The organism is Micromonospora sp. SYSU B005 (assembly GCF_055362685.1).
In genome coordinates this window covers 1-25,375 of record NZ_JAXCFU010000010.1, presented here as the reverse complement: position 1 = coordinate 25,375, position 25,375 = coordinate 1, and the positions used below count along the sequence as shown (strand labels likewise).

20 protein-coding genes and 3 pseudogenes are annotated in these 25,375 nt (G+C 70.1%); 8 read left to right on the top strand and 15 right to left on the bottom strand.

Annotation, left to right across the window (positions count from 1 at the left end):
* Positions 1–33: 33 nt before the first annotated feature.
* The 6 genes from SM452_RS21970 to SM452_RS21945 form a co-directional block, all read right to left on the bottom strand.
* On the bottom strand, positions 34–957 hold the full coding sequence (locus tag SM452_RS21970) for a M56 family metallopeptidase (RefSeq protein WP_262014202.1): 924 nt from the start codon (positions 955–957) through the stop codon (positions 34–36).
* The gene (locus SM452_RS21965; protein ID WP_194799891.1) at positions 954–1,316 is read right to left on the bottom strand and encodes a BlaI/MecI/CopY family transcriptional regulator; all 363 of its coding nucleotides are present in this window, start codon (positions 1,314–1,316) and stop codon (positions 954–956) included. The genes SM452_RS21970 and SM452_RS21965 overlap by 4 nt, the downstream gene beginning before the upstream one ends.
* Positions 1,317–1,403: 87 nt before the next feature.
* Positions 1,404–2,063 carry a DUF305 domain-containing protein gene (locus SM452_RS21960; RefSeq protein WP_463840667.1) on the bottom strand — a complete coding sequence of 220 codons (660 nt, stop codon included), beginning with the start codon at positions 2,061–2,063 and terminating at the stop codon, positions 1,404–1,406.
* 628 nt (positions 2,064–2,691) lie between these two features.
* Positions 2,692–3,156 (bottom strand): DUF3237 domain-containing protein, encoded by a 465-nt coding sequence (locus tag SM452_RS21955; protein ID WP_463840573.1) that lies wholly within the window; start codon positions 3,154–3,156, stop codon positions 2,692–2,694.
* 49 nt (positions 3,157–3,205) lie between these two features.
* The gene (locus SM452_RS21950) at positions 3,206–3,673 is read right to left on the bottom strand and encodes a MarR family winged helix-turn-helix transcriptional regulator (RefSeq protein WP_355514480.1); all 468 of its coding nucleotides are present in this window, start codon (positions 3,671–3,673) and stop codon (positions 3,206–3,208) included.
* Entirely contained in the window at positions 3,670–4,899 is a 1,230-nt protein-coding gene (locus SM452_RS21945) for a flavin-dependent oxidoreductase (RefSeq protein ID WP_463840666.1), read from the bottom strand. Before SM452_RS21945 ends, SM452_RS21950 begins: the two co-directional genes overlap by 4 nt.
* Before the next feature lie 251 nt (positions 4,900–5,150).
* Here SM452_RS21945 and SM452_RS21940 point away from each other — a divergent pair, with 251 nt between their 5' ends.
* The 6 genes from SM452_RS21940 to SM452_RS21915 all read left to right on the top strand — a co-directional run bounded on the left by SM452_RS21940 (position 5,151) and on the right by SM452_RS21915 (position 13,714).
* Positions 5,151–6,125: an ABC transporter substrate-binding protein gene (locus SM452_RS21940; RefSeq protein ID WP_463840572.1), complete on the top strand. Its 975-nt coding sequence runs from the start codon at positions 5,151–5,153 to the stop codon at positions 6,123–6,125.
* 7 nt (positions 6,126–6,132) lie between these two features.
* Positions 6,133–6,903, top strand: coding sequence for an ABC transporter permease (locus SM452_RS21935; protein ID WP_262014196.1), 771 nt, complete (start codon positions 6,133–6,135; stop codon positions 6,901–6,903).
* Positions 6,900–7,715 (top strand): ABC transporter permease, encoded by an 816-nt coding sequence (locus SM452_RS21930; protein WP_402811000.1) that lies wholly within the window; start codon positions 6,900–6,902, stop codon positions 7,713–7,715. The genes SM452_RS21935 and SM452_RS21930 overlap by 4 nt, the downstream gene beginning before the upstream one ends.
* A complete protein-coding gene (locus tag SM452_RS21925) occupies positions 7,708–8,526 on the top strand; it encodes an ABC transporter ATP-binding protein (protein ID WP_262014194.1) in 819 nt (272 codons plus the stop codon). Before SM452_RS21930 ends, SM452_RS21925 begins: the two co-directional genes overlap by 8 nt.
* A gap of 57 nt (positions 8,527–8,583) precedes the next feature.
* Entirely contained in the window at positions 8,584–11,148 is a 2,565-nt protein-coding gene (gene adhE / locus SM452_RS21920; RefSeq protein ID WP_355514472.1) for a bifunctional acetaldehyde-CoA/alcohol dehydrogenase, read from the top strand.
* Between the two features lie 163 nt (positions 11,149–11,311).
* Positions 11,312–13,714 (top strand): phosphoketolase family protein, encoded by a 2,403-nt coding sequence (locus tag SM452_RS21915; protein WP_262014192.1) that lies wholly within the window; start codon positions 11,312–11,314, stop codon positions 13,712–13,714.
* Between the two features lie 59 nt (positions 13,715–13,773).
* Here the strand turns inward: SM452_RS21915 and SM452_RS21910 are convergent, their stop codons facing one another.
* From SM452_RS21910 to SM452_RS21890, 5 genes are all read right to left on the bottom strand, one after another.
* On the bottom strand, positions 13,774–15,738 hold the full coding sequence (locus tag SM452_RS21910; RefSeq protein WP_357209657.1) for a right-handed parallel beta-helix repeat-containing protein: 1,965 nt from the start codon (positions 15,736–15,738) through the stop codon (positions 13,774–13,776).
* Between the two features lie 66 nt (positions 15,739–15,804).
* Entirely contained in the window at positions 15,805–17,463 is a 1,659-nt protein-coding gene (locus SM452_RS21905; protein WP_463840571.1) for a CocE/NonD family hydrolase, read from the bottom strand.
* Between the two features lie 3 nt (positions 17,464–17,466).
* Complete coding sequence (locus SM452_RS21900) at positions 17,467–18,336, bottom strand: carbohydrate ABC transporter permease (protein WP_262014189.1); 870 nt, start codon at positions 18,334–18,336, stop codon at positions 17,467–17,469.
* Positions 18,333–19,286 (bottom strand): carbohydrate ABC transporter permease, encoded by a 954-nt coding sequence (locus tag SM452_RS21895; RefSeq protein WP_262014302.1) that lies wholly within the window; start codon positions 19,284–19,286, stop codon positions 18,333–18,335. The genes SM452_RS21900 and SM452_RS21895 overlap by 4 nt, the downstream gene beginning before the upstream one ends.
* A 71-nt stretch (positions 19,287–19,357) precedes the next feature.
* Positions 19,358–20,617, bottom strand: coding sequence for an ABC transporter substrate-binding protein (locus tag SM452_RS21890; protein ID WP_463840570.1), 1,260 nt, complete (start codon positions 20,615–20,617; stop codon positions 19,358–19,360).
* Positions 20,618–20,988: 371 nt separating this feature from the next.
* On the opposite strand from SM452_RS21890, the pseudogene SM452_RS21885 reads away from it, so the two are divergent.
* A pseudogene (locus tag SM452_RS21885) lies at positions 20,989–21,591 on the top strand (ATP-grasp domain-containing protein); the annotation flags it as partial.
* A gap of 50 nt (positions 21,592–21,641) precedes the next feature.
* Positions 21,642–21,823: pseudogene (locus SM452_RS21880) on the top strand (integrase); the annotation flags it as partial.
* A gap of 45 nt (positions 21,824–21,868) precedes the next feature.
* Here SM452_RS21880 and cpt read toward each other — a convergent pair.
* The 4 genes and pseudogenes from cpt to SM452_RS21860 form a co-directional block, all read right to left on the bottom strand.
* Positions 21,869–22,399, bottom strand: a complete 531-nt coding sequence (gene cpt, locus SM452_RS21875) for a chloramphenicol phosphotransferase CPT (RefSeq protein ID WP_355514803.1) — start codon at positions 22,397–22,399, stop codon at positions 21,869–21,871.
* Between the two features lie 110 nt (positions 22,400–22,509).
* A pseudogene (locus SM452_RS21870) lies at positions 22,510–23,291 on the bottom strand (transposase family protein).
* Positions 23,292–23,720: 429 nt separating this feature from the next.
* Positions 23,721–24,155 (bottom strand): DoxX family protein, encoded by a 435-nt coding sequence (locus tag SM452_RS21865; protein ID WP_463840569.1) that lies wholly within the window; start codon positions 24,153–24,155, stop codon positions 23,721–23,723.
* A 377-nt stretch (positions 24,156–24,532) separates the two neighbouring features.
* Positions 24,533–25,162, bottom strand: coding sequence for a hypothetical protein (locus SM452_RS21860; protein WP_355514798.1), 630 nt, complete (start codon positions 25,160–25,162; stop codon positions 24,533–24,535).
* Between the last annotated feature and the right edge of the window lie 213 nt (positions 25,163–25,375).

The following is a 25,375-nucleotide window of genomic DNA, read 5'->3' as shown; positions in this document are numbered from 1 at the left end:
GTGGGCCCGCGCCGCCGGGGCGGTCCCGGGGGTCTACAGGCAGAACAGGATGCCGGTGACCACGCCGGCGCCCAGGGGTGCCGCCAGGGCGGTCGAGGCGAGCAGGGCGCGGGCGACCAGGTTGCGGCGGTGCGGGCGGCGTCCCTGGAGGCGCTGCAGCCGGATCGCCACGTCGGCACCGGCCATCGACAGCGCCGACGGCGGGCGCGGCGCGCCGGCAAAGGTCAGCAACGCGTCGCGTACGGCGGTCGAGCCGCATTCGCGGACGGCGGCGGCGTCGGCGCGCAGTTCGACGAGCAGGCGCACTGCTGCGGGCGCCTGGCGGGTCAGGGGCAGCCACGGTACGGCGGCGGCGAGCCCTTCCACGGCGGCCACCAGGAGATGGTGACGCTCCCGCAGGTGTGCCCGCTCGTGGCTGAGCACCGCGGCGAGCTGGTCCGCCGGCAGGTCACCGGCGGCGCTGGCCAGGACCGTCAGCCCGCCGGACCCGCCGAGGCTGTAGGCCATCGGGGTCGGGTGCGGGATCCACAGCACCGGCGCCTCGCCGCGCTCCGGTGGGCCGCCGGCGAGCGTGAGCAGGTCGGCGTGGGCGCGGCGAGCACGGTGGGCGCGCATCGCCCGGCGGGTGCAGGTCACCGTGAACCGGGCGAGCACGGCCAGCAGGAGCAGCGCTCCGGTCGCCCCGACGATCTCGTCGACGGCGGGCGGCCGGCTGGGTTGCGCCCAGTGCCAGCAGATTCGGGCGAGGTCGTGCAGCGCCCACTGCCGGGTGCTGCCGGGGGCGAGGAGCATCACGGTGGCGAGGGCGAAGGTGGCGAGCACCGCGACGATCAGGCCGAGCCAGCCGAGCAGCATCGCGACGGGGTCGGCGACGTGCCGGAAGCACAGCCGCAACGCGGCGGGACCACAGCAGGCGACCAGCACCGCGCCGGTGACGAGGGCGAGCGCGAGGCTCACGCCCCGGACTCCCGCTCGTCGAGGACCTGCCGCAGGATGTGCAGCTCGTGGTCGGAGGCGGACCGGGCGAAGTGCAGGAGCACCAGGTCGGGGTGGGTGCTCGTCTCGACGACCCGGCGCAGTGTCCGCGCGATGATCTCCTCGCGGGTGCCGGCGGCCCGGTAGCGGTAGGCCTTGCCGTCCTTCTCCCGTACGGCCCAGCCCTTGCGGTGCAGGTTGTCCAGCACGGTGAGCACCGTCGTGTACGCCAGAACCCGGTCGGTGGTCACCGCGTCGAGGACGTCACGCACGAGCACGGGCTCGGGGGCACGCCACAGGACGTCCATCACCGCCGATTCGAGTCTGCCCAGTTCCGCCACGTGCTCTCCCTTCGTGCCGGTCAGGGTACGTCAGGTGTCGTGGCGGTGCGGCCGGTCCCGACGCCGGGACCGGCCGCACCCGGCTGTCTACAGGCGGTCGAGGATCTTCTGCAGGGTCTGCACCTCGGCGGCCTGATCCGAGGCGATCTCGGCGGCCAGCGCCTTGGCCGCGGGGTTGCTCCCGTCGGCCTGCTCGGTCCGGGCCATGTCGATGGCGCCCCTGTGGTGGGCGATCATCATCTCGGCGAACATCCTGTCGAACGCGGGGCCCTTCGCCGCGGCGAGGTCCCTCATCTGCTGCTCGGACATCATGCCGGGCATCCCCGCGTCCATCCCCGGCATGCCGTGCCCGGGCGTGGCGCTCATGCCGGGCATGCTGTGGTCGCTGGGCAGGTCCGTGGGCTTGCCCCAGGCCGTGAGCCACCCCTTCATGGTGGCGATCTCCGGATCCTGCGCCGCCTTGATCTTCGCGGCCAGGTCCTTCAGTTCGGGGTCGCTCGCGCGCGTCGGGGCCAGGTCGGCCATCGTCACCGCCTGCTGGTGGTGCGGGATCATCATCTGGGCGAACATCACGTCCGCGGCGTTGACTGTGGCGTCCGCGGAGGCCGAGGCGCCCGCCGCGGAACTGCTGCCGGTGCCGTGCGTCATGCCGCCGGTGTCGTCAGCGCCGCCGCAGGCGGCGGTGGCGAGCAGGGCGGACAGGGCGACGCCCGCGAGGACGGCGCGGCGCAGGATGGTCTGTCTCATCAGTACGTGGTCCTTGTCGTGAGGTGTGCCGGAACGGAGTCGTCGGGTCCGGGCGAGGCGCCGGACCGTGTTCTCCTCACGTACGCAGGACCGTGACGGCTCGCAGTAGCAGCCCGATGGGCCGGCGGGGTGGACCCCGGTCCGGGCCGGGCCCGCGGGACCGAGGGCCGGCCGGCGTGGCGGTCCGCGGCGGGGCCGCCACAGCAGGGACAGGGCGCCGAGGACGAGTGCGCCGCCCAGCACCGCCAGGCACACGGTGAACACGTGCGTCCCGTCGTGGCGCCCGGGCGAGCCGTCGTCTCCGTGTGCGGCGTCGGGCGCGGCGGCGATCTCGCGGGCGGCGTCGGCGGCGTGGCCGGTGCTCCCGTGTACGGCGCTCGCGTGGGCGGCGTCGGGTCCGGCCGGGTGGCCGAAGGTGTGCATGCCGAACACCCCGAACGTCACGGCGACGAACAGCGCCAGCCGCAGCAGCGGGTGAGCGCGTCCCATCCATCCCCTCCGCACGTCCGGCCCGGCGCGTGGCGGCCACCTCGACAACCAGCGTCTACTACAGGCGCATAGTAGATGGGATATCACGGCGGCCGGGCACGGGGAGGGCGAACGCGCACAACGCGCCGCGCGGGAACGACTACGTGACGCGGTAGGCGGTGTAGCGCACCCGGTCGGCCTCACGGATCGCCGACGCGACGAAGACGCACTGCTCCAGCACGGCCAGCGCGGGCACCGACGTCTCCAGTCGTACGCCCAGGCGGAAGTAGTACTCGGCGGGGTCTACCGCGTCGCCGCGCAGGAGGGCTTCGAGGACCTGGGGGCGGCCACTGCGGACGCCGAACGTGCGGAGGTAGACGTGACCGCCGTCGGCGGTGCGCGCCGAGTAGCGGGTGTCGATCTCGATCGCACCGTCGGGGCGGACCAGCTGCCAGTCGGCGCCGCCGGGAAGGATGTCGGCCTCGACGAGGCCGGTGACCCGGCCGCCGACGACGGGCACCACGCGGCGGTGGCCCGCGCGGGTCACCCCGTGGTCCTCCAGCGCGCCGAGCCGGACCTCCACCTCGAACGCGGCCTCCAGACCGGGAACCGGCGGGGCGCTCACCGGGCCCCGCCCGGCTGCTCGGCGCGGCGGACGGCGCGTCGGCGCGTACTCATGGGGTGTCCTTGGTCTGCGCGAGGGCGTCGCGGAGGCGTTCCAGCGCGGGCACCGCGGCGGCGAGGGCCGCGCGGTCCTCCGCCGGGAGGGTAGCCGCGGCGCGGGCGACCAGGTCTCCGCTCGCGAGGTCGAAGCGGTCGAACAGGTCGAGGGCCTTCGGGGTGGCGAGGACGTCGACGTGGCGGTGGTTGCCGGGACGGGGGCGGCGCTCGACGAGTCCGTTGCCCTCCATCGTGGTCAGCAGGTTGCTGACCGTCGAGCGGCTCAGGCGGAGTCGTTCGGCCAGCTCGCCGGGACCGGACACGGTGCCCCGGGGCAGGGCCCGCACGATCTCGATCTGCGCGTCCGGAATCTCCGGCAGGTGCTCGGCGGCCCGGGCGGCGGCGAGCAGCGTGCGGCGCAGCGGCGAGATCACCGACGCCAGTCGGGCCGCGTCCAACTCGGTCGGCTCCGGGCCGGTCACGGCAGGACACCGGAGAAGACAGTCGGCGTGAGGGAGGCCCGTTCGTTGAGGTCGGCGGGCAGGAAGCCGGCCGCCTTCTTGTAGCCGGTGGCGATCTCGGTGAGCTCCTCCGGTCCGATGACGTCGTGGACGTGGTCGAAGCCGTCGGGCGCGCGCTCGTGGGCGAGCACCATCACCTGTTCCGGGCCCTGCCGCCTGTTGCTCAGCACGAGTGCGGTGGTCGCCGGCCGCCGGTCCGCCTCGTAGGCGTCGAGCGCCGCCCGGACCGTCGGCGCGGTGGCGAGGTGGAAGGCGAGGGTACGCGCATCGAGGATCGCCTGCGACGCGCCGTTGGAACCGTTCGGGTACATCGGGTGCGCCGCGTCGCCGAGCAGCGTGGTGTTCCCGTGGGTCCACGTGTCGATCGGGTCGCGGTCCACCATGGGGTATTCGAGGATCTCGTCGGCGGCGGCCAGCAGTTGCGGCACGTCGAGCCACGGGAAACGCCAGCCCGCGAAGAGCGAGACGACCGGCGCGGGGTCGACCGCCCGGTTCCAGTCCGCGTTCGGCCCGGCGAAACCGGGCCCGCGCCGCTCCGCGACGACATTGATCAGGCCGGCGCCGATCGGGTACGCGACGAACTTCTGTTCCGCGTCCCCCGCCATGATCATGGTTCGCCCGTCCAGGAATCCGGGCGCCCGGGCCGTCCCCCGCCACAGCGTCAGCCCGTTCCAGATCGGCGGCCCCTCGCCGGGATGGTGTTGCCCGCGCAACGCGGAGTGGATGCCGTCCGCTCCGACGATCAGGTCGCCCGCGACGCTCACCTCCCCCGCCGCCGTCCCGAATCGGGCGACGCCGTCGCGGACGCCGACGAGCCGGTGCCCGGTGCGTACCGCGTCGGGTCCCAGCCGTTCCCGCACCACGTCGAGCAGTTCCATCTGGAACCGGCCGCGGTGCACGGATAGCTGCGGCCAGCGATATCCGGCGTCCAGTCCGCGCGGTTCGCTCCAGATCTGCTGACCGTGCCGGTTGTAGTAGGCAAGCGTGCCGGGGGCCGCGCCCAGCCTTTCCACGCGTTCGCCGAGGCCCAATTCGGTCAGCTCGCGAACGGCGTGCGGGAGCAGATTGATCCCGACGCCGAGTGGGCGCAGCACGTCGGCCCGCTCGTAGACGGTGATCTCACGGAAGCCGGCCCGGTGCAGGCTGAGAGCGGTGGTGAGGCCACCGATCCCCGCGCCCACGATCACGATCGCCAAGTCGTCGCTCCCTCCGCCACCGGACCACCAACCGCACAGTTTGGTCACAAAATCGTCACGCGTCAAGACGTATTCACATACGAGTTCCGGCTACTCGTCCCGCAATGCGATTCGCCTTATCGGAATTCTTGACAATCAATCACCTCTGCATGACGCTGATCGACGCGGTCGGATGGTTCACCTCACCTCACCGGCCCTCACTCCTCCGGATGCACCAGCGCTTCGCACGGAAGGGCTCGTCCATGAAGAAGGTCACCGCCCTCGCTGTTCTCGCCGGCGTCGCGATCGCCCTGACCGGTTGCACGGACTCCGACGCCACCGATCCGTCCCCCGGGGCGAGCGGCGACCTGCGCAAGGTCCGCGTGGCCGCATTGCCGATCAGCGAGACCGCCGCGCTGTGGGGCGGCATCGAGGCGGGCATCTTCCGGGAGCAGGGGCTCGACGTGGAGGTCGTGCCCGCGCAGGGCGGCGCCCAGGCCATCCCGGCGCTGCTCAACGGCGACATCGACTTCGCCATCGGTCAGCCGTTCGGCCCGTTCCGCGCCGACCTGCAGAACCTCGGTGTGGTGATCATCGGGAACTACGCGTCGTCCTACGCCGACGGTGACGACATCAACGCCGTGGTGGCGTCGGCGAAGTCGGGCATCACCCGGCCCGCCCAGCTCGCCGGGCGCAAGGTGTCGGTGAACAGCCTGGGCGCCGCCGGCGACGTCACGATCATGGCGGCTGTCGAGAAGGACGGCGGCGATCCCGCGAAGGTCAAGTTCGTCGAGGTGGCCTTCCCGGACGCGCCGGCCCAGCTCGCCGCCGGCAACATCGACGCCGCCTGGGTGACCGAGCCGTTCATCACCCAGATGCGCAAGCGCGGTGACGTCCTCGTGGTCGCCCCGTACCAGGCCACCGTCCCTGGGCTCACCACCCTGACGACGATCACGTCGAGCAAGCTGAAGGACTCCGACGCCTCCCTGGTCGCGGACTTCTCGGCGGCGATGAAGAAGACGCTCACCTGGGCCAAGGATCCGGCCAACGAGAAGGACCTGCGTCAGGCCATCAAGGACAATCTCGAACTACCGGAGGCGGTGGCGGACTCCGTGCGGCTCCCGGCGTTCGGGTGGGAGCTCGACCGGGCCGGCCTGGAGCAACTGGCGACGCTCGCCCAGAAGTACCGCGTCCTCGACCGGCGACCCGACTTCGACCGCCTCATCCAGCAGCAGTAGCCGGCCGATGCGCAAGATCCTGCTGGGCGCCGCAGGCCTGCTGGGGTTCCTCGTCGTCTGGCAACTGATCCCGACCCTGGGACTGGTCGACCCGCACTACCTGCCGTACGCCACCGACGTGTTCGGGCGGTTGGCCCAGGAGGTCCGCGACCTGGCGTTCTGGCGGCGGGTCCGGCTCACCATGACCTCGTGGGCGATCGGCCTGACGGTGGCGACGCTCGCCGCGGTCGCGCTGGGGACAGTGGTCGGGATGGTGCCGCTCCTGCGCCGCGCGACGCACACGACAGTCGAGTTCCTGCGGCCGGTGCCGTCGGTCGCGCTGATCCCCCTCGCCGTGCTGATGTTCGGCCTGCAGATGCGCGCCGCGCTCGTCATCATCGTCTACGCGGCGTTCTGGCAGGTGTTCGTGCAGGTGATCTACGGCGTCGCCGACGTCGACACCGTCGCCCGGGACACCGCGCGGAGTTTCGGCCTCACCCGCGCCGAGCGGCTGCGGTACCTGATCCTGCCGACCGCGCTGCCGTACCTGATGACCGGCCTGCGTCTCGGGGCGGCGGTCGCGCTCATCCTGGCCGTCACCGCGGAGATGGTGATCGGCAACCCCGGCCTCGGGCGCATGATCGAACTCTCCCGCTCCGCCGGGGACGCGGTCGGCCTGTACGGCCTCGTCGTGGTCACCGGGATGCTCGGACTGCTGGTGAACGTCGTGTTCCGCTTCGTCGAACGGCGCTCGCTGGCCTGGCACCAGTCGGTGCTCGCGGACGAGGCGACCGGATGACCGCCCTCGGCGCGGGCCGGGCCCGCTCGCGCGACCTGGGCATCCGGGTAGCCGAGAACGTCCTGTTCGCAGTCGGGCTTCCCGTCCTGACCGTGGCGCTCTGGGCCGTCTGGTCCACCCGGTCGACGAACCGGTTCCTCGTCGGCCCCGGCACGCTCCTCGACGCGTTCCGGCAGACCTGGATCGGCCCGGCGTTCGTCGACGACGTCCTGCCCAGCCTGTACCGGCTTCTGATCGGACTGTTCGCGTCGATCCTGCTCGGCGTCGCCGCCGGCGTCGTCATCGGCCGGTTCCGCCCGCTACGCGAGATGCTCGAACCGCTGCTGGAGTTCTTCCGCGCGATTCCGCCACCCGTGCTGATCCCGGTCGCGATGCTGCTGCTCGGCATCACCGACACCATGAAGGTCGTCGTCATCACCTCCGGCGCGATCTGGCCGATCCTGCTGAACACGATCGAAGGCGTCCGGGCGACCGACAGCGTGATGACGGAGACCGCGTACTCGTTCCGGATCTCCCGGTGGGACCGGCTGTGGCGGCTGATCCTCCCGGCGGCGAGCCCGCGCATCATGACCGGCGTACGGCAGGCGCTCTCGGTGGCCCTGATCCTCATGGTGATCTCGGAGATGTTCGCGTCGTCAGCCGGCCTCGGCTACCGGATCGCCTACTTCCAGCGGAACTACCTCATCGCCGAGATGTGGAGCGGGATCCTGCTGCTCGGCCTCATCGGCGTCGTCCTCGCCGTGGTCTTCGGTGTCGTCGAACGCCGCGTCCTGCGCTGGTACCACGGAATGAAGGAGGTGACCCGTGGCTGACGGGCGTCCCCTGCTGAGGGTCGAGCACCTGCGGAAGGTCTACGCCTCCGGCCGGGGCGAGGTCGAGGCGATCGGGGACATCAGCTTCACCATGGACCCCGGCGAGTTGCTGTGCGTCGTCGGTCCCTCGGGCTGCGGGAAGACCACGCTCCTGAAATGCCTGGCCGGGCTGCTCCGCCCCACCAGCGGCCTCGTCGAGATGGAGGGGTCGCCGGTGACCGGGCCGAGCCCGGCGATGGCGGTGGTCTTCCAGGAGTACGGCCGCAGCCTCTACCCGTGGCTGACGGTCCGCGGCAACGTGGAGCTTCCGCTCCGCCACAAGAAGCTCTCCCGCGCCGAACGCGCCCGGACGGTCGCCGACGCCCTCGACGCGGTCGGGCTGCCGCAGTCCGCGCGCAGCCATCCGTGGCAGCTCTCCGGCGGGATGCAGCAGCGGGTGGCGATCGCACGCGCCATCGCGTACCAGCCGGACGTGCTGATCATGGACGAGCCGTTCGCCGCTGTGGACGCACAGACCCGCGCCGACCTGGAGGACCTCGTCCGCGAACTGCACCTGACCCGTGGCATCTCCACCGTCTTCGTGACGCACGACATCGACGAGTCGGTGTACCTGGGCCAGCGCGTGCTCGTCCTGTCGAACTCGCCGACCCGCGTGCAGGAGGACCTCGTCATCGACCTCCCCCGGGAACGCGACCAGCTCACCACCCGGGCCCTGCCCCGGTTCACCGAACTGCGGACCCACGTCTACGAGCAGATCCAGCGGGCCAAGCGCGGGCCGGTGGTCCCGTCCTCGCGGGTCCACCGGCCATAGTCGCATCGATCACCGCGGATCTAGGTTCGAGGTGACGGACCGATGGAGGGCGGAAGCATGATCGGAACCCTGGTGGAGAACGGTCTCACGGCGTTGGCCCGCTACGACTCCTACGGCCAGGAACAGGTCGACGAGATCGTGAAGAAGGCGTCGGTGGCCGCGCTCGGCCGGCACGCCGAACTCGCGATGCTCGCGGTCGAGGAGACCGGCCGAGGCGTGTTCGAGGACAAGGCGGTGAAGAACATCTTCGCCTGCGAGCACGTCACCAACCACATGGCCGACATCCGTACCGTCGGGGTGATCGCGCAGGACGACATCACGGGCATCACCCAGATCGCCGAGCCGGTGGGCGTGGTGGCCGCCGTGACGCCCGTGACGAACCCGACCTCGACCACCATCTTCAAGGCCCTGCTGGCCCTCAAGACCCGCAACCCGGTGATCTTCGCCTTCCACCCGGCGGCGCAGCGCTGCAGCGCGGAGGCGGCCCGCACGGTCCGCGACGCCGCCGTCGCCGCCGGCGCGCCGGAGCACTGCATCCAGTGGATCGACGAGCCGTCGGTGGCCGCGACGAACGAGCTGATGCGGCATCCCGCCGTCTCGGTGGTCCTGGCGACCGGCGGCAACGCGATGGTCCGGGCCGCCTACTCCACCGGCAAACCGGCGCTCGGTGTCGGCGCCGGCAACGTCCCCGCGTACATCGAGGCGTCGGCCGACGTGGCCCGCGCGGTGAACGACGTGGTGCTGTCGAAGGCGTTCGACAACGGCATGATCTGCGCCTCCGAGCAGGCGGTGATCATCGACGACGCGATCCGGCCGGCCGCCCTCGCCGAGTTCCGGCGACTGCACGCCCACATCGCGACACCGGAGGAGAAGTCGCTGCTGGAGAAGCTGCTCTTCGGCTCCGGGAAGCTCAACCCGGACGTGGTCGGGCAGTCGGTGACCTGGATCGCCGAACACGCCGGCTTCCCGGTCGCCCCGGACACCTCGATCATCCTGGTCCCGGTCGACCGGGTCGGCCCGGCCGAGCCGCTGACCCGGGAGAAGCTCTGCCCGGTGCTCGCCCTGCTGCCCGCCACCGGTCACGACCAGGCCTTCGGGTACGCCGAGCAGATGGTCGAGTTCGACGGCCTGGGCCACAGCGCCGTCATCCACACGCGGGACGCCGATCTGGCCGAGGCGTACGGCCGCCGGGTCAAGGCCGTCCGGATCATCTGGAACGCGCCGGCCTCGCAGGGCGGCATCGGCGACATGTACAACGCCTTCCTGCCGTCGCTGACGCTGGGCTGCGGAAGCTACGGCCACAACTCGGTGTCGCACAACGTCACGGCGGTCGACCTCATCAACATCAAGCGGGTGGCCCGGCGGACGAACAACCTGCAGTGGTTCAAGGTCCCGCCGAAGATCTACTTCGAGCCGAACTCGATCCGCTACCTCGCCGACATGCCCGACGTGCACCGGGTCACCGTGGTGACCGACCACACCATGACCAGACTGGGGTACGTGGACCGCGTGCTGTCCGTGCTGCACCGCCGCCGCGAGCAGGTGGCCCTGCAGATCATCGACGACGTCGAGCCGGAGCCCAGCGTCCGCACCGTCGACCGGGGCGCCGAGTCGATGCGCTCGTTCCGCCCGGACACCATCATCGCGCTCGGCGGGGGTTCGGCGATGGACGCCGCCAAGGTGATGTGGCTGCGCTACGAGCACCCCGAGGTGGTCTTCGCCGATCTGCGGGAGAAGTTCTTCGACATCCGCAAGCGCGCCTTCAAGTTCCCCACCCTCGGCGCGCTGGCCCAGCTCGTCTGCATCCCGACCACCTCCGGCACCGGAGCCGAGGTCACCCCGTTCGCGGTCATCACCGACACCGCGTCCGGCAAGAAGTACCCGCTCGCCGACTACGCCCTCACCCCGAGCGTGGCGATCGTCGACCCGGTCCTGGCCGCCGACCTGCCGGCGGTGGTCACCGCGGACAGCGGCTTCGACGCGCTCACCCACGCGATCGAGTCGTACGTGTCCGTCTACGCCAACGACTTCACCGACGGTCTGGCCCTGCACGCCGTCCGGCTCATCTTCGGCAACCTCGCCCGGGCCGTCCACCAGGGCGCCGCCGACCCGGTGGCCCGCGAGAAGATGCACAACGCCGGGACGATCGCCGGCATGGCGTTCGGCAGCGCCTTCCTCGGCATCGTGCACGCCATGTCGCACACCCTGGGTGCCACCTTCCACGTCGCACACGGGCGCACCAACGCGATCCTGCTCCCGCACGTCATCAGGTACAACGGCACCGTGCCGAGCAAGCTCACCGGCTGGCCCAGGTACGAGACCTACCGGGCGCCGCAACGCTTCGCCGACATCGCCCGTACCCTCGGGCTCCCCGCGGCGACCGACGCCGAAGCGGTGGAGGCCCTGGCCACGGCGATCGAGCGCCTGCGCGACGAGGTCGGCATCGAGCCGTCGTTCGCGGCGGTCGGCGTGGACGAGCAGGCCTTCCTCGCGGCGCTGCCGCAACAGGCGCTGAACGCGTACGAGGACCAGTGCGCGCCGGCGAACCCCCGGATGCCGATGCTCGGCGACATGCAGGAACTGATGCGCGCCGCGTACTACGGACCGGCGACCGCCGGCTGATCCGGCGGTGACCGCCGCCTCGCTCAGGAGGGCCCGGCGGTGCGCGGCGGTCGCCGGCGAGGGCCGAAAGTCCCCCGGCTTCCGGCCCGCGGCCCCCCGTGGCCGGACGCCGCCGGGCCTAGGCTAGGTCCGGACAAGACGAGATCAGTGGAAGGGAAGCACGGTGACCGCGGTCGAATCCGAACTCCGTACGCTCGCCGAACTCGACGACACCGAACTCGCCCGTCTGGACGCGTGGTGGCGGGCGAACAACTACCTGACCATCGGTCAGATCTACCTGCAGGGCAACCCACTGCTGCGCGAGCCACTGTCGGCTGAGCACATCAAGCCGCGCCTGCTCGGCCACTGGGGAACCAGCCCCGGCCTGTCGCTGATCTACGCGCACGTCTCCAGGCTGATCCGGCACACCGGCCAGCAGGCGATCTACCTGGCCGGTCCGGGTCACGGCGGGCCGGCACTGGTGGCCGCCGGCTACCTGGAGGGCACCTACAGCGAGATCTACCCGGACGTCAGCCAGGACGAGGCCGGGATGCTGCGCCTGTTCCGGCAGTTCTCCAGCCCCGGCGGTATCCCGTCGCACGTGTCGGTGACCACCCCGGGTTCCATTCACGAGGGCGGTGAGCTGGGCTACGTCCTGGTCCACGCGTTCGGCGCGGTCATGGACAACCCGGACCTGCTGGCCATCGCGGTGGTGGGCGACGGCGAGGCCGAGACCGGGCCCCTGGAGGGCTCCTGGAAGGGCGTGTCCTTCCTCAACCCCGAGCGCGACGGCGCGGTCCTGCCGATCCTGCACCTCAACGACGCCAAGATCTCCGGTCCCACCGTGCTGGGGCGCAAGGACCCCGAGGAGGTACGCCACCTGCTGCGGGGCCACGGCTACGACGTCATCGAGGTCGAGGGCTCCGACCTGCCCGGCATGCACCACCGCTTCGCCGCCGCCCTGGCCACCGCCTGGACGAGGATCCGCGACATCCAGACCGCCGCCCGTGACGGCTCCTGGGACGGTACGCGTCCGACCTGGCCGCTGATCGTCCTGCGGTCGCCGAAGGGCTGGACCGGGCCGGACACCGTCGACGGGGTCACCGTCACCGGGACGTGGCGCTCCCACCAGGTGCCGCTGTCCGGCGTCAAGGACAATCCGGAGCACCTCGCGCTGCTGGAGCGCTGGCTCAGGTCGTACCGTCCGGAGGAGCTGTTCGACTCCACCGGCGCGCCCTCGGCGCTGGTCCGGGACCAGGCCCCCGACGGCGACCTGCGGATGAGCGCCAGCCCGCACGCGAACGGCGGGCTGCTCACCCGGGACCTGGACCTGCCGGACTTCCGTTCCTACGCGATCGAGGTGTCCCAGCCGGCGCAGCAGCGGGCCGAGTCGACGCGCAAGCTGGGCGAGATGATGCGCGACATCTACGCCCGCAACGCCGACCGGTTCCGGTTGTTCTGTCCGGACGAGACGAACAGCAACCGCCTCGGCGGCGTCTTCGACGTCTCCGACCGCGCCTTCATGGAACGGGTGACGCCGGACGACGTGGCGATCAGCCGCGACGGCCGGGTCATGGAGGTGCTCAGCGAGCACAACTGCCACGGTTGGCTGGAGGGCTACAACCTGACCGGCCGGCACGGCATGTTCGCCACCTACGAGGCGTTCGCCATGGTCAGCGCCTCGCAGACGGTGCAGCACGGCAAGTGGCTGCAGGAGGCCAAGCACCTGCCGTGGCGCGCGAAGGTGCCGAGCCTCAACGTGCTGCTGACCTCGACGGCGTGGCGCAACGACCACAACGGCTTCTCCCACCAGGGCCCGGGCCTCATCCAGGTGGTGCTCACCCAGCGCGGCGACGTCGCCCGGGTCTACCTGCCGCCGGACGCCAACACCCTGCTGTCGGTGGCCGACCACTGCTTCCGGTCGCGGTCGTACATCAACCTGATCGTCATCGACAAGCAGCCGCAGTTGCAGTACCTCTCCATGGACGAGGCGATCGAACACTGCGCCCGCGGGGCGGGGATCTGGGAGTGGGCCGGCACCGACGACGGCACCAGCGACCCCGACATCGTCCTCGCCTGCGCCGGCGACGTCGTCACCATGGAGACGGTCGCGGCGGCGCAGATCCTGCGGGACCGGCTGCCCGGTCTGAAGGTGCGCGTCGTCAACGTGGTCGACCTGATGACCCTGGTCCGGCCCAAGGACCACCCGCACGGCATGAGCGAGACCCTGTTCACCGAGCTGTTCACCGACGACGTCGACGTGGTCTTCTCCTTCCACGGCTACCCCGGCGCGATCCACCAGCTCGTCCACGGCCGCCCGGACGCGGACCGGTTCCGCGTGCGCGGCTTCATCGAGCAGGGCACGACCACCACCCCGTTCGACATGACGGTGCGCAACAAGGCGTCGCGGTACCACCTCGTGATGGACGCCATCAACAACGCCAAGCGTCTGCCGCGCGGCGCGGCGGACCTCAAGGCGTGGTGCCGCAGTCAGCTCGACCGCCACGAGGCGTACGTGGTGGAGCACCTGGAGGACATGCCCGAGGTCCGCGACTGGGCCCTCGGCGACTGGGCCGAACGCGGCTGAGTTCTACGCGGACGGTGGCGCCGGCCGGCGCCACCGTCCGCGTACGCGCGGGTCCGCCGTCAGAACACCCGTGTACGGCGTGTCCCGGACGCAAGGCCCGCGATCGGGCCGACGGCGCCGTCCCGCCCGGGTTGCCGGGGCTCGCCCGTGAGGTCGACGTCCATGACGGCGGGGCTGCCGTCCGGCTCCTCGAACTCCGCGTCGGCGCACCGGACCCGTTCCAGGTCCCGGCCGGTGACCACGCCGACCCGGGCATCGTCGAACGCCTCGGGGAGGTCGGTGACGAGCCAGACTCCGTCGCCCTCGTCGACGACCGTCGCCGACGCGGCGCCCAGCACCAGTGGCTCGTGCTCACCCTCGAACGGCCGGGCCCCGGCGGCGTAGGCGTTCGTGCGGGCGTACACCGGTTGTCGCACCTCGACGTACTTCTGCTGGTCGCTCGGCGGCTGGTCGGCGAGGCGGGCCAGGTACTCCGCGAACGACGCCGGATGCCCGTCGTATCCGGCGGTGCCGGCCAGCGGCGGCCCCTCGCCCTCCGCGCCCGGGCCGTAGGCCGCGCCCGGGTCGCCGCCGAGGAAGAGGTTCCCCACGTACCTGTCGTCGCCGCCGTAGATCACCGCGTAGCCGGCCACCTGGGTGCTGTGCGGCAGGTGGTACGGCGTCGCGCGGTCCAGCACCGGCTCCAGCCGCACGGTGCCGCAGATCAGGTTGCAGACGAAGGCGCCGCCCTGGCTGAACAGCTCCAGCGCGGCGGGCGAGCCGAAGATGTTGTGCTCGACCAGGTAGGGGCCGTGGCTGACCTCGACGAAGAGGTCCCGGGAGTTGTCGTGGTAGACGTTGCGGGAGAGCCGGGTGCCCTGCGCCTGCCAGTCCAGCCAGGTGCCGAGCGAGCAGTCGTGGATCCGGTTGTGCCGGATCACCACGTCGATGGCGGCGTGCAGCTTGATCGCGGCGATCTCGTACCCGTAGAACTCGCGCTTCACGCCGATGCGGTGGATGTGGTTGTCCTCGATCGTGGAGAACGCACATCCGAGGTGGCCCACGATCGCGTTCTGGCCGCAGTCGTAGATGGTGTTGCGGCGGATCACGTGCGAGCCGATGTGCTCCCGGTCCCACCCGATCCGGCGGGCCGCGAAGACCGACTCCACCTGGTACTGGTAGCCCGGCTTGTCACCGCGCAGAGCCGAGAAGTTCCGCCCGGTCGCCCCCTCCTTCCCGATCGAGATCGCCGCGCACTTGGCGTCGTGGATCACGTTGTCCTCGATGACCCACCCCTTCGCCCAGCCGGGCCCGATCAGTCCCGGCTGGTCGGCGGTCGGCGGCGCCCACGGGCTGGCCGCGTGCGCCAGCTCGAAGCCACGGACGGTGATGTAGTCCAGGTGCGGCTGGTCCGGGTAGAAGACGCTGCGGCGTACGTTGATCTCGACCAGTTCCGTGTTCGGGTCGGCGCCCTGGAAGTTGGCCCAGATCGTCGTCCGCTCACCGACCTCGGCGTACCAGACGAGCCGGGTCCGGTCGGGATCGCCGACCGGACGGGGCAGTCTGGTCCAGTCGTCGACGACCTCGGTGCGCCGGGGCGGATCGTCGACCTCCGCCCGGCTCCCCACCTCGAAGAAGCTCAGGCCGTTCAGGTAGACGTCGCCGAGGTGCCGGCGTGGCGCACCCGGGCGGTAGACGATCCAGTCGCCGGTCACCTCCTCGGCGAACGGGTTGAACGAGCCGAACAGCGCGTTGTCGACGACCGCCCGCCACACCGTCCCGCCGAGCGGCTCCCAGCCGGTGACGCGTTCCGATCCCTTGATCACCACGTGCTCGCCCGGTGCCGCCTCGTACGTGATGCGGCGGGAGTCGCTGAGACCGCCGTGGCGTGGCTTCACCCACTCGCGGTACTCCCCCGCGTGCACCACCACGGTGTCACCGGGCTGCGCGACGCCCGCCGCCCGGTTGATCGTCCGGAAGGGGCGCTCGGCGCAGCCGTCGGCGCGATCCGAACCGGTGATCGCCACATGGAACACGGATGTCATCCGGGGAGCCTCCTCGTCGGTTGATGGAGATGCCTTCGGCGCGGCGGCCGGCGCGTCCGCGCCCGTTCACGTCCACACCGGCAGGTCGATCGCGGACGGGTGGGCGCCGTCGTGGGAGATCTCCTGCTGCGCCCGTACGGTGGTGGTCGCGGTGGCGGCGGGTTCGCCGGTGCCGGGGTTGCGGGCGTAGCGCGGGTGCGCTCCGGAGCTGACCTGCACGGCGATGCGGTGGCCGGCGGCGAAGCGGTGGAACGCCGGCCACAGCGGCACGTCCAGCTCGACGAAACCGTCCTCACCGGGCCGCGGGTCGGCGACCGCGGTGCCGACGCCGCCGATGCGGCGGATGCCGTCGCACACGCTCATCGAGCGGCCGTCGGGGTGCACGTCGCAGATCCGGATGAACACGTCCGCGCTGGCCGCCGTCGAGCGGAACCAAACCCGGGCGATCGGCTCCCCGGCGAGGACGACGGCGTGCTCCAGCGGTGGACTGCGGAAGACGACCACGTCCGTACGGCGTTCGTGGGCGCTGTTGTCGACCGGCCCGCAGGACGGGCCCAGGCCGGGACCACCGAGCGCGGGCGTGGGCCGGTCGGGATCGTATGTGTAGCGGGTGCCGCCCCCGCCGGGGCGGGCCTGGTCGAGCAGCCCGGACCGGTGCAGGTACCACCGCCGCACGGCGGTGCCCGGCGGTGGCCACGCGGGCAGGTCGTGCCACTGCCGCGCGCCGGTGAGGAAGGCGCGCACGGGCGCGGGCCGGCCCGCCGGTACGCCGGCGAAGTGTTCCTCGAGGAACGCGATCGACTCGGCGAGGAACGGGCTCTGATCGGTGCGGTGGCCCCACGGGCCGATGGTCAGCCGGGGCGGGCGACCGGCCGCGACGAGTTGGGCGTAGGTGCGCAGCTGCCAGGGAAGGAACATGTCGTACCAGCCGGTGGCCATGTAGACGGGCGCTGTCACGTCGGGCACCGACGCGGTGTGCGACTGCCGGGTCCAGTAGTCGTCGGTGAGCTGCTCGTGAGCCAGCCAGTCCTGGTACCAGCCGATCGGGTGGCCCGCCACCGCCGTGTCGCCGTGGGACAGCGGCAGGACGTCGACGGCTTCGGCCAGCTTCCGGTCCGGCCGCCGCGCGAGCCGCGCCCGGACCAGGGCGCCGCGCATGCCCCGCAGGGCCATCAGTCGCGACCAGCCGAGCGAGCCGCCCAGCGAGAAGACGCCGTTGGTCCAGGTGACCGCGCCGAAGTCAGCCATCGTGACGTTCAGGCACAGGGCGTCAGGGGCGTTGGCGGGGTCGTCCCGGCACATCCGTCCCGCCACCGCCCACTGGGTGTAACCGAGGTAGCTCTCGCCGTACGTCGCGACTGTGCCGGTGAACCACTGCTGGCGGCGTACCCACCGGTGGGTGGCCATGCCGTCGCGCTGCTCGTCGAGCTGCGGCCGGAAGGTGCCACCCGAGCCACCGGTACCGCGGCAGCTCTGCACCAGCACCGTGAACCCCTCGCCGGCCAGTACCGGCGCGTCTGTGAGCGAGCCGTGCCGGCCGTACGGCGAGCGGATGACGATCGTGGGCAGCGGCGGTTCCACCGGGCCGCGCGGCAGGTAGAGGTCGGCGACCAGGTCGACGCCGTCGTCCATCGGCACGCGCAGCCCGCGCCGCACCGTGACGGGGTACGGGCTGCGGCGGGCACTCCGGAGCCGGCCGGTCAGTCGGCGGCGGAGCCTCGTCACCACTCACCCCTTGAACGCGCCTTCCATGATCCCCTGCACCAGACGGCGCCCGACGAAGACGAACAGCACCAGCAGCGGAATGGTGGCCAGGAAGGAACCGGACATGGCCAGACCCAGATCGATGTCCCGGTTCTGCTGCAGCGCCTTGATGGCGATCTGGACCGTGTAGTTCTCCGGCGACTTCAACACGATGAACGGCCACAGGAAGTCGTTCCAGGCGTAGACGAACGTGAACAGCCCCAGCACGTACGCCGCGGGGCGGACCAGCGGGAAGGCGATCCGCCAGAAGATCTGCCAGGTGGTCGCGCCGTCCACCCGCGCCGCCTGCATCAGCTCGTCGTCGATGGTGCTGCCGATGTGCTGGCGCATCCAGAAGATGCCGAACGCGCTGACCAGCCCGGGAACGATCACCGCCTGGAGGCTGTCCACCCAGTCCAACTGGGAGATGATCAGGTACTGCGGCACCACTGCCAGCTGCGCCGGCACCGTCATGGTCAGCACGACGATGAGGAACAGCGTGTTACGGCCCGGGAAGGACAGCTTGGCGAAGGCGAAGCCGGCCAACGCGCAGAGCACCGCCTGACCCACGGCGATCGTGCCGGCGACGACGAGGCTGTTCAGCAGGGACTGCACGAACGGCACGATGGTGAAGACCAGCTCGGCCAGGTGCAGGAAGTTGCCGCCGGGTGTGAGGGTCGGGGGAAGAGTCGTCGCGGTGGCGGAGTCCGTCGTCGCCACCACGAACATCCAGTAGAGCGGGAAGACGCTGACGAGCGCCATGAGGGTGAGCAGCGCGTACACCGGGATCGGGACGCGGTTGGCCTGGCGCCGCCGGGCCCGCCGGGGCGCGGCGGTCGGTGCTACGGGCTTCATGGGCGCTCCGAACGGATTCGGGTGGTCAGCAGATAGTTGAGTGCGGAGAAGGCCACCACGATGACGAAGAGCGCGACGCCGACCGCCGCCCCGTAGCCGAAGTGGAACTGCCCGAAGGACTGCTCGTAGAGGTAGAGGGTGACGGTCTGGCACTGCCGTGCCGCCCCGCACGTGAGTCCGCCCACCGGGTTGACCAGCAGCGGCTCGGTGAAGACCTGCAGCCCGCCGATGGTCGACGTCACGACGGTGAACGCGATGATCGGCCGCAACGAGGGGATGCTGATGTGCAGGAACTGCTTCCAGCCGTTCGCGCCGTCGGCGGCCGCGGCCTCGTACAGTTCCCGGGGCACCGCCTGCAGCGCGGCGAGGTACAGCAGTGTGTTGTATCCGGTCCAGCGCCAGGCGATCATCGTGGCGATCATGATGTGGCTGCCCCACAGCGACGCCGTGAAGTCGATGTGCTCGAAGCCGAGCAGTCCCAGGAACCAGTTGATCATGCCGTAGTCCCGGTCGAACATCTGGGCGAAGACGATCGTCGTGGCCGCCACCGAGGTGACGTAGGGAACGAGCACCGACATCCGGAACAGGGCGGCCAGCCGCAGCCGCGCGTGGTTGAGCAGGTGCGCCAGGCCGAGCGCCAGAAGCAACTGCGGCACCGTCGACAGCACCCAGATGCTGAACGTGTTCCGCAGCGCCCCCCAGAAACGGGGGTCGTCCAGCAGTTCGGAGAAGTTGTCCAGCCCCACGAAACGGTGCTCGCCGATGGGATCCCAGTCGAACAGCGAGATGTAGAAGGTGAACAGCAACGGGAAGAGGCCGAAGATCAAAAAGAGCACGAAGAACGGCGAGATGTACGCGTACGGCGCCAGGAACTCCCGTACGCCCTGCTGGATCCGCCGGTTGCGAGCGGGCCTCCGGACGTCCGGTGGTACCGGGGCCGGGCCGAGCATGGTGGTCAAAGCGTCACCCTCCCGATGGGCGGCGGCCGGGCGGTACCCGGCCGCCACGCATCAGCCCTCGGTCATTCGCGTACGGCGTTCTTGACGTTCGTCAGCGCGGTGTCCCAGGCCTTCGCCGGGTCCACCTTGCCCTGTTCGACACTGGTGAGCGTGTTGAGGAACTCGGTGCCGATGGGGCCGTCCTGCGGACCGAAGTAGAAGGGCTTGATCCCCAGCACCGACTGGGTGTAGATCTTGCCGATCGGTGCGTTGCTGAAGAACGGGTCGGTCTTCCCGACCAGCTGCGGGTCCGTGTAGACCGACGGGGTGGTGGGCAGCGACCCCTGCATCAGGAAGTGGTCCAGCTGCCCCTTCGGCGACTGCATCTCGGAGATGTAGTTCCAGGCCGCCTTCGCGTTCTTGGCGCGCTTGGGGATCGCGAGGAAGCTGCCGCCCCAGTTCCCCGAACCCCCGGGAATGGTGGCGATGTCCCACTTGCCGTTCGTCTCGGGGGCGTTCGTCTTCATCTGGCTGAGCATCCACGACGGTGAGCACACCACCGCGTAGTCGCCCTTCTTCATCGCCGCGCTCCAGCCGGACGAGAACGACCCCTGCTTGGCGGAGATGCCCGCGCCGAAAGCCTTCAGCGTCACGTCGAACGCCGCCTTGACCTGCTCGTTGTCGTAGTCCAGCTTGCGGTCGGCGCTGTAGTAGCGCTGACTGCCCTGGTTGACCGCCTGGAAGAAGACGCTGGTCGGCGTGTTGTCCACGAACGGCTTGCCGGTCTTCTGGACGTACGTCTTGCCGACGTTGATGAACGCGTCCCACGTCGGCCAGAGCTTGGAGACCGCCTCCCGGTCGGTGGGCAGCCCGGCCGCCTTGAACAGATCGGTACGGTAGGCCACCGCCAAGCCGCCCACATCGGTCGGCACACCGATGATCTTGCCGTCCTTCGTCGTCGACTGCGCCATCACCCAGTCGAGGTAGTTGCCCTTGATGTCGTTCGCGCCCAGCGTGGTGAGGTCGACGAAGTTGTCCGGAGACTGCATGAACTTCGGCAGGTCGTCGGCCTGGATCAGCACCAGGTCGGGCACCTTGCCCCCGGCCAGCGCGGCGGTGAGCGCCTGCGCGGTCTCGGTCGTGCTGCCCACCTCGGTGAGCTTGATGCGCACGTCGGGGTGCGCCTTGGTGTAGACGTCGACGTCGGCCTTCTGGTTGATGTTGGCGAACGACCAGAACTCGAAGGTCTTCGAGTCGGACTTACCGTCTGATCCGCCACAGCCGGCGAGGAGGAGCACGACGGCGGCCATGACGGCTGTGGTGGTGGTCCGGACGCGTTTCAACGGCCCTCCAGCGGTGTGATCGTGAGCGGCGGTGGTGGGGTGGCGGGTTCTCGCCGGCGCGGGCGCGCAGGCGGAAGCCGACGAGTGGCCGCACCGACGGGGTCAGTCGTCGTACCGTCGTCGGTGCGCTCGCCGCCTCCGAAACTTATCGAGATATTTACATGCCATGATTTTGTGCGCTGAGGCTACTAACTGCTCCGCCGTCCGTCAACAGGCCCGCTGCCAGCAGGAGCGGTTGACGGCAGGGTGGAGTTCCGATCGACACAGCGCCGAAAGTTTCGGAGCAAGGGGCCCGGGTGCAGCATCAGGATGACCGGACCGATCCGCATATCGGGTGGAGCCTGAGGTCGTCTCTCCGGCACGATGCACCGATGATGCTGCTGGTCCCCGCGGACCCCCTACGGCAACGTCGGCCCGACGACCACTTCGCGCCTGAAGCCCAGGCCGCCCGTGCCGCCGGGATCGACGTCGCGCTGATCGACCACGACGCGCTGACCCGCGACGAGCCGCACCGCGCGATCTCAGCCGTGCCCGCCGGCGGCTCCGCCGTCTACCGCGGGTGGATGCTCCGCAGCGACCAGTACGCGGCCCTTGCCGACGCCCTCGCCGCTCGCGGCGTAACCCTCCGAACCAGCGGAGACGACTACCGCCGCGCGCACGAACTTCCCGGCTGGTACCACCAACTCGCCCCGCTCACCCCAACCTCCACCTGGACGACCAGCGCGGCACGGAGCACGTTTGACGAGGCCCGCATCCGGCTCGGTACCGGCGCAGCAGTGCTGCGCGACTACACCAAGTCGATGAAACACCACTGGCACGAGGCCGCCTTCATCCCCGACCTCACCGACCCCACCTCCGCCTGGCACGTCGCCGCCCGCTTCCTGGAACTCCGGGCCGACGACTTCACCGGTGGCTTCGTTCTCCGCGCCTTCGAACACTTCACCACCGCCGAGGTACGCACCTGGTGGATCGCAGGCACCTGCGCACTCGTCGGCGCGCACCCCGACACCCCCGACGACCTCCCATCGCCAACTCCCACCACCCCAACCACACCGTCCAGACCCGAGAGCTGCACCGGTACCTACGCTGGCGCAACGCCAACGCCCGCCACCCCGACGTGCTGGCAGCCCCACGCTGCGAACGCGCCCGGATCCGCGGGGAGAAGGCATCCGTTGGGGAGGACGGCCCCTGGCCGCAGCGGCCTGACCGTCTCCGCGCTGCGGTCACAGTGGCAGACAGCCGGGCCGCCGATCAGCTGACATGCGCGGCGATGGTCCGTGCGCACTCCATCGACTCGGCATGCGTGGTGTCCACCTCCAGGTCATAGACCATGCCCCGGTGGACCACATCCGCCTGGGACGCCGCCATGCCGATGACCCGATCACCTCGTGCGACCTCACGGCCTGCGGCAACCGCACTGTCGCATCGGACGCCGACCCACAGCACCCGCAGTTCACCCAAAGCCTTCTGCCATCGCTTCTGCGAGTCCGCTCCGGCGAGGAAGACCTCATCAACGATGACCCGGGCACCCGCACGGACCATCGCGGCGACCCCCTCGATCCATGCCGCTTCCAGCGTCCGGAACTCCGGCCCGACGATCACCTGTCCGTCGGGAGCGAACTCGATCCCGGCATCCGATGCCTGCATGGACGCGGGCATCGCCTCAACCAGCGTGTCTGTCCCCAGGGCCAGCCACGGATCCGGCAGGACTGCCTGCAGACACCGAACGATCCCGGACTTCCCCGAGCTGGAACCACCGTTGAGAACGATCACCTCGGTCATCACCGCGCCACAGTAGAGGCACCGCAGCATCGCTCGAAACGGACTTCCGCGAACGCTTCACCGTCTGCCACAACCCGGTGAACCTTCCCGGTCAGAGCATTGAGCCATTTTCATCCTGCGTAGCGGTCGGCTTCGACGTGGTGCAGGACGAGGATGGCCTGCACCACGCGGTGGCGCGGCGTGGGCAGCAGCGCAGCTTGACCAGGATTTTCCAGGTCTTGAGGGTGGCGATCGCGCGTTCGCCGCGGGCGCGGATCTTCGCGTGGGCCCGGTTGACGGCCTTCTGCCGGCGTGACAGCTTCGGCCGGAAGCGGCGCCGCTTGAACGGGGTGCGCAGGCTGCCGCGGGTGCCTTGATAGCCCTTGTCCGCGAAGGTCATCATGTCGGCGCTGGTCAAGGCTTCGATGATGCCGTGGGTGCGGGCGGCGGTCAGATCATGCGTCGAGCCGGGCAGCGCGGCCGAGGCCCAGACGAGACGCCCGGCCGCGTCGGCGATGACCTGCACGTTCACGCCGTGACGCTTGTGCTTCCCGGAGTAGTACGGCTTCTGGTTGGCGACCCGGTCGATCGGGATCAGGGTCCCGTCGAGGATCGCGTAGGCGAGCAGACGGATCCTGGTCATGGCCGTGGCCAGGTCGTCGGCGGTCGCGGCGAGCAGGTCGATGGCCTCGCGGACATAACGCCAGGCCGTCGTGACGCCGATTTCGAATCCGGCGGCCAGGCGGGGCAGGGTGTCACCGTTGCGCAGGTGGGCCAGGGCGAGCAGAGCTTGCTGGCCGGGGTCGAGGCGTCGCCACCGGGACCGTCGCTGCTGGCGGCGGGTTCGGATGAGGGCGGCGAGGTGGTTCAGGCTGCGGGTGGACAACGGAATCGCGGCAGGGTAAGACAGCACAGCGAGGCTCCCGGTTGGGGCATCTGATCTTGGTCGATTGCTGTCTTACCGGGAGCCTCGTCCTACATGGACACCGGCCTCCCACACCACCTGTGACCTGCACCGTCACGATGAAAAGGGCTCCATGAGTGGGGTTTTCGGGGGGTCAACGAGGGGCGACGACAGGGCGTCACCAGGTCCACGGCGCCCCGGTCCCCCATCAACAGCGCACCCGTCAAAGTCCGGGGCGTCCACCCGGCCGCCGCAGTCGCGACCGTCGAGAACGGCCCACCCCCGTTCATCGTGACACGCTGCTCGCCGGCATGGGGGTTCGTGTCGGTGCGGCGACGGCATCTGGGCATACATGGTCGTCATCAGAGACGATCTGCAACTGGCGCCCAGGTAGCGAACGGCAGCCGGGCTGACGGATGTCGTTGGATTCGGTTCGTGTCAGGGGCTACGGCGCAGTGAGCGGAGCGCGGGAACCGCGTCGGTGGCGGCGAGCGCCCAGAGTACGAGCAGCGGCTGGAAGAGCAGGCGGAGCGCCCATGCCGCGTCGGTGTCCAGGCCGAATCCGTCACGCCCTTCGGTGAACTGAGCGATGTTGCCCGGGAAGACCGCGACGAAGAAGGCGGCTACGACCGCTCCGGTGAGGCCGCGTACAGGCTGTCTCCAAGCCGCGAGCAGGGCCAGCCCGAGACAGATCTCGACCACTCCGGAGGCGACGACGACGAGATCGACGTCGAGCGGGAGCCAGGGGGGCACCTGCGCCAAGAACTCCTGGCGCGCGACTGTCAGGTGGGCGATGCCGGCAACGAGCAGCATCGCGCCCAACGCGACCTGGCCGACCGCGCCCGTCAACCGTCGGGCAAACGTGGAGGTCATGGTATCTCTCCCGTGGCGTGAACGAGGGACCGACGGCCGGCCCGCTGCGGGGGGGTGTCCCTATGGGTTTCGTCAAGCGGGGACCTCGACCTGGCGAGCCGTCGGGCTGGGGACATCCGACCATTGGCCGGCTTGATCGAGAAGCGGTCCGAGCTATGGCTGGGCTGAGAGTTCGAGCTGCGGGGCGACGATCTCGGCCAGCAGGTCGGCGCGTGTCGCGGAGGGGTCGCGGCGCCCGGCGTTGGCCTTGCCGCCGGGCGGGCTACGCTGGCCGACCGGGCCAACCAGTACTGGTTCGTCGAGGAGCGGATGCGGACGGAACGCCGAACCCGAGTGACGTTGGCGACCAGGCCATCCTCCCACCCGAAGGCGGGTGCTCACCGGGGGACCTGATCGCGAAGCCGCGCGACCAAATAGTCGACCATCTGGGCCGCATCACCCTCGAATTCGACGCCTTCGTCGTCACCGAAGATGACAAACCGTCCGGGACGGCGGACGAACACCGCGACGAGAATGCCGTCGCTGTATTCGTCGACAGACAACGCGAAACGGTGGCCCAGGCGAGGAAAGAATCGATTGAGGACGCTGTCACGCGAGGCCAGGAGAACAAGGTCCCGGAAGATGTGATCCTCTTCTTCAACCGAGGCAAGTAGCGCAGCCCATTGGTACTCGGCAGCAGTCCCTCTCTCATAGGCGAGTTGAAGCCCGGAGAACTTGATGAACGGATGGTCGGCGGCGAGATCCTCTAGACCTGAACCTTCTACCCAGCGCCGTGCCGCGTCGGCGACGTGGGAGATGTCGGAGGTTTGCCCGTGCGCCTGCTGCCGCCCCTTCCAGTTGAATGACAGCAAGTATGAGCCATCGTTATCGATCACGTTTACGAATCGGTCCCCAACCGAAAGGACGGCTACTGCAGTGCCGGCCGAAGCACTGCCCACCGTAAATTTCAGCGCAAGGGAGTGATCCAACTCGCCGTTAAGCGCACCAACCAGATTCTTCTCAGACATTGGCGCATCCATTCCTATTCCAGTACGCCTCGCATGGCCGAAGTGACATTCGAACCGTTCAGGTACCAAGTTATCCGGCCAGCAAGATTCGGATTTCGGAAGGATTTGAGCATAATGAGCCTTTTCCAGCCTGATCTTGCAGGTCAGCCCGGGTCGACAAGGGGTGCTGATCGATGAGGGCGAGGCTCCAGGTAGGACAGCAAATCGACCAAA

Bases quoted from the DNA above. Each gene is read 5' to 3' on its own strand.
- SM452_RS21960 (WP_463840667.1), bottom strand. From the start codon at position 2,063: ATGAGACAGACCATCCTGCGCCGCGCCGTCCTCGCGGGCGTCGCCCTG.
- SM452_RS21940 (WP_463840572.1), top strand. From the start codon at position 5,151: ATGAAGAAGGTCACCGCCCTCGCTGTTCTCGCCGGCGTCGCGATCGCC.
- SM452_RS21935 (WP_262014196.1), top strand. From the start codon at position 6,133: ATGCGCAAGATCCTGCTGGGCGCCGCAGGCCTGCTGGGGTTCCTCGTC.
- SM452_RS21930 (WP_402811000.1), top strand. From the start codon at position 6,900: ATGACCGCCCTCGGCGCGGGCCGGGCCCGCTCGCGCGACCTGGGCATC.
- adhE (WP_355514472.1), top strand. From the start codon at position 8,584: ATGATCGGAACCCTGGTGGAGAACGGTCTCACGGCGTTGGCCCGCTAC.
- SM452_RS21910 (WP_357209657.1), bottom strand. From the start codon at position 15,738: ATGACATCCGTGTTCCATGTGGCGATCACCGGTTCGGATCGCGCCGAC.
- SM452_RS21900 (WP_262014189.1), bottom strand. From the start codon at position 18,336: ATGAAGCCCGTAGCACCGACCGCCGCGCCCCGGCGGGCCCGGCGGCGC.
- SM452_RS21895 (WP_262014302.1), bottom strand. From the start codon at position 19,286: ATGCTCGGCCCGGCCCCGGTACCACCGGACGTCCGGAGGCCCGCTCGC.
- cpt (WP_355514803.1), bottom strand. From the start codon at position 22,399: ATGACCGAGGTGATCGTTCTCAACGGTGGTTCCAGCTCGGGGAAGTCC.
- SM452_RS21865 (WP_463840569.1), bottom strand. From the start codon at position 24,155: ATGACCTCCACGTTTGCCCGACGGTTGACGGGCGCGGTCGGCCAGGTC.
- SM452_RS21860 (WP_355514798.1), bottom strand. From the start codon at position 25,162: ATGTCTGAGAAGAATCTGGTTGGTGCGCTTAACGGCGAGTTGGATCAC.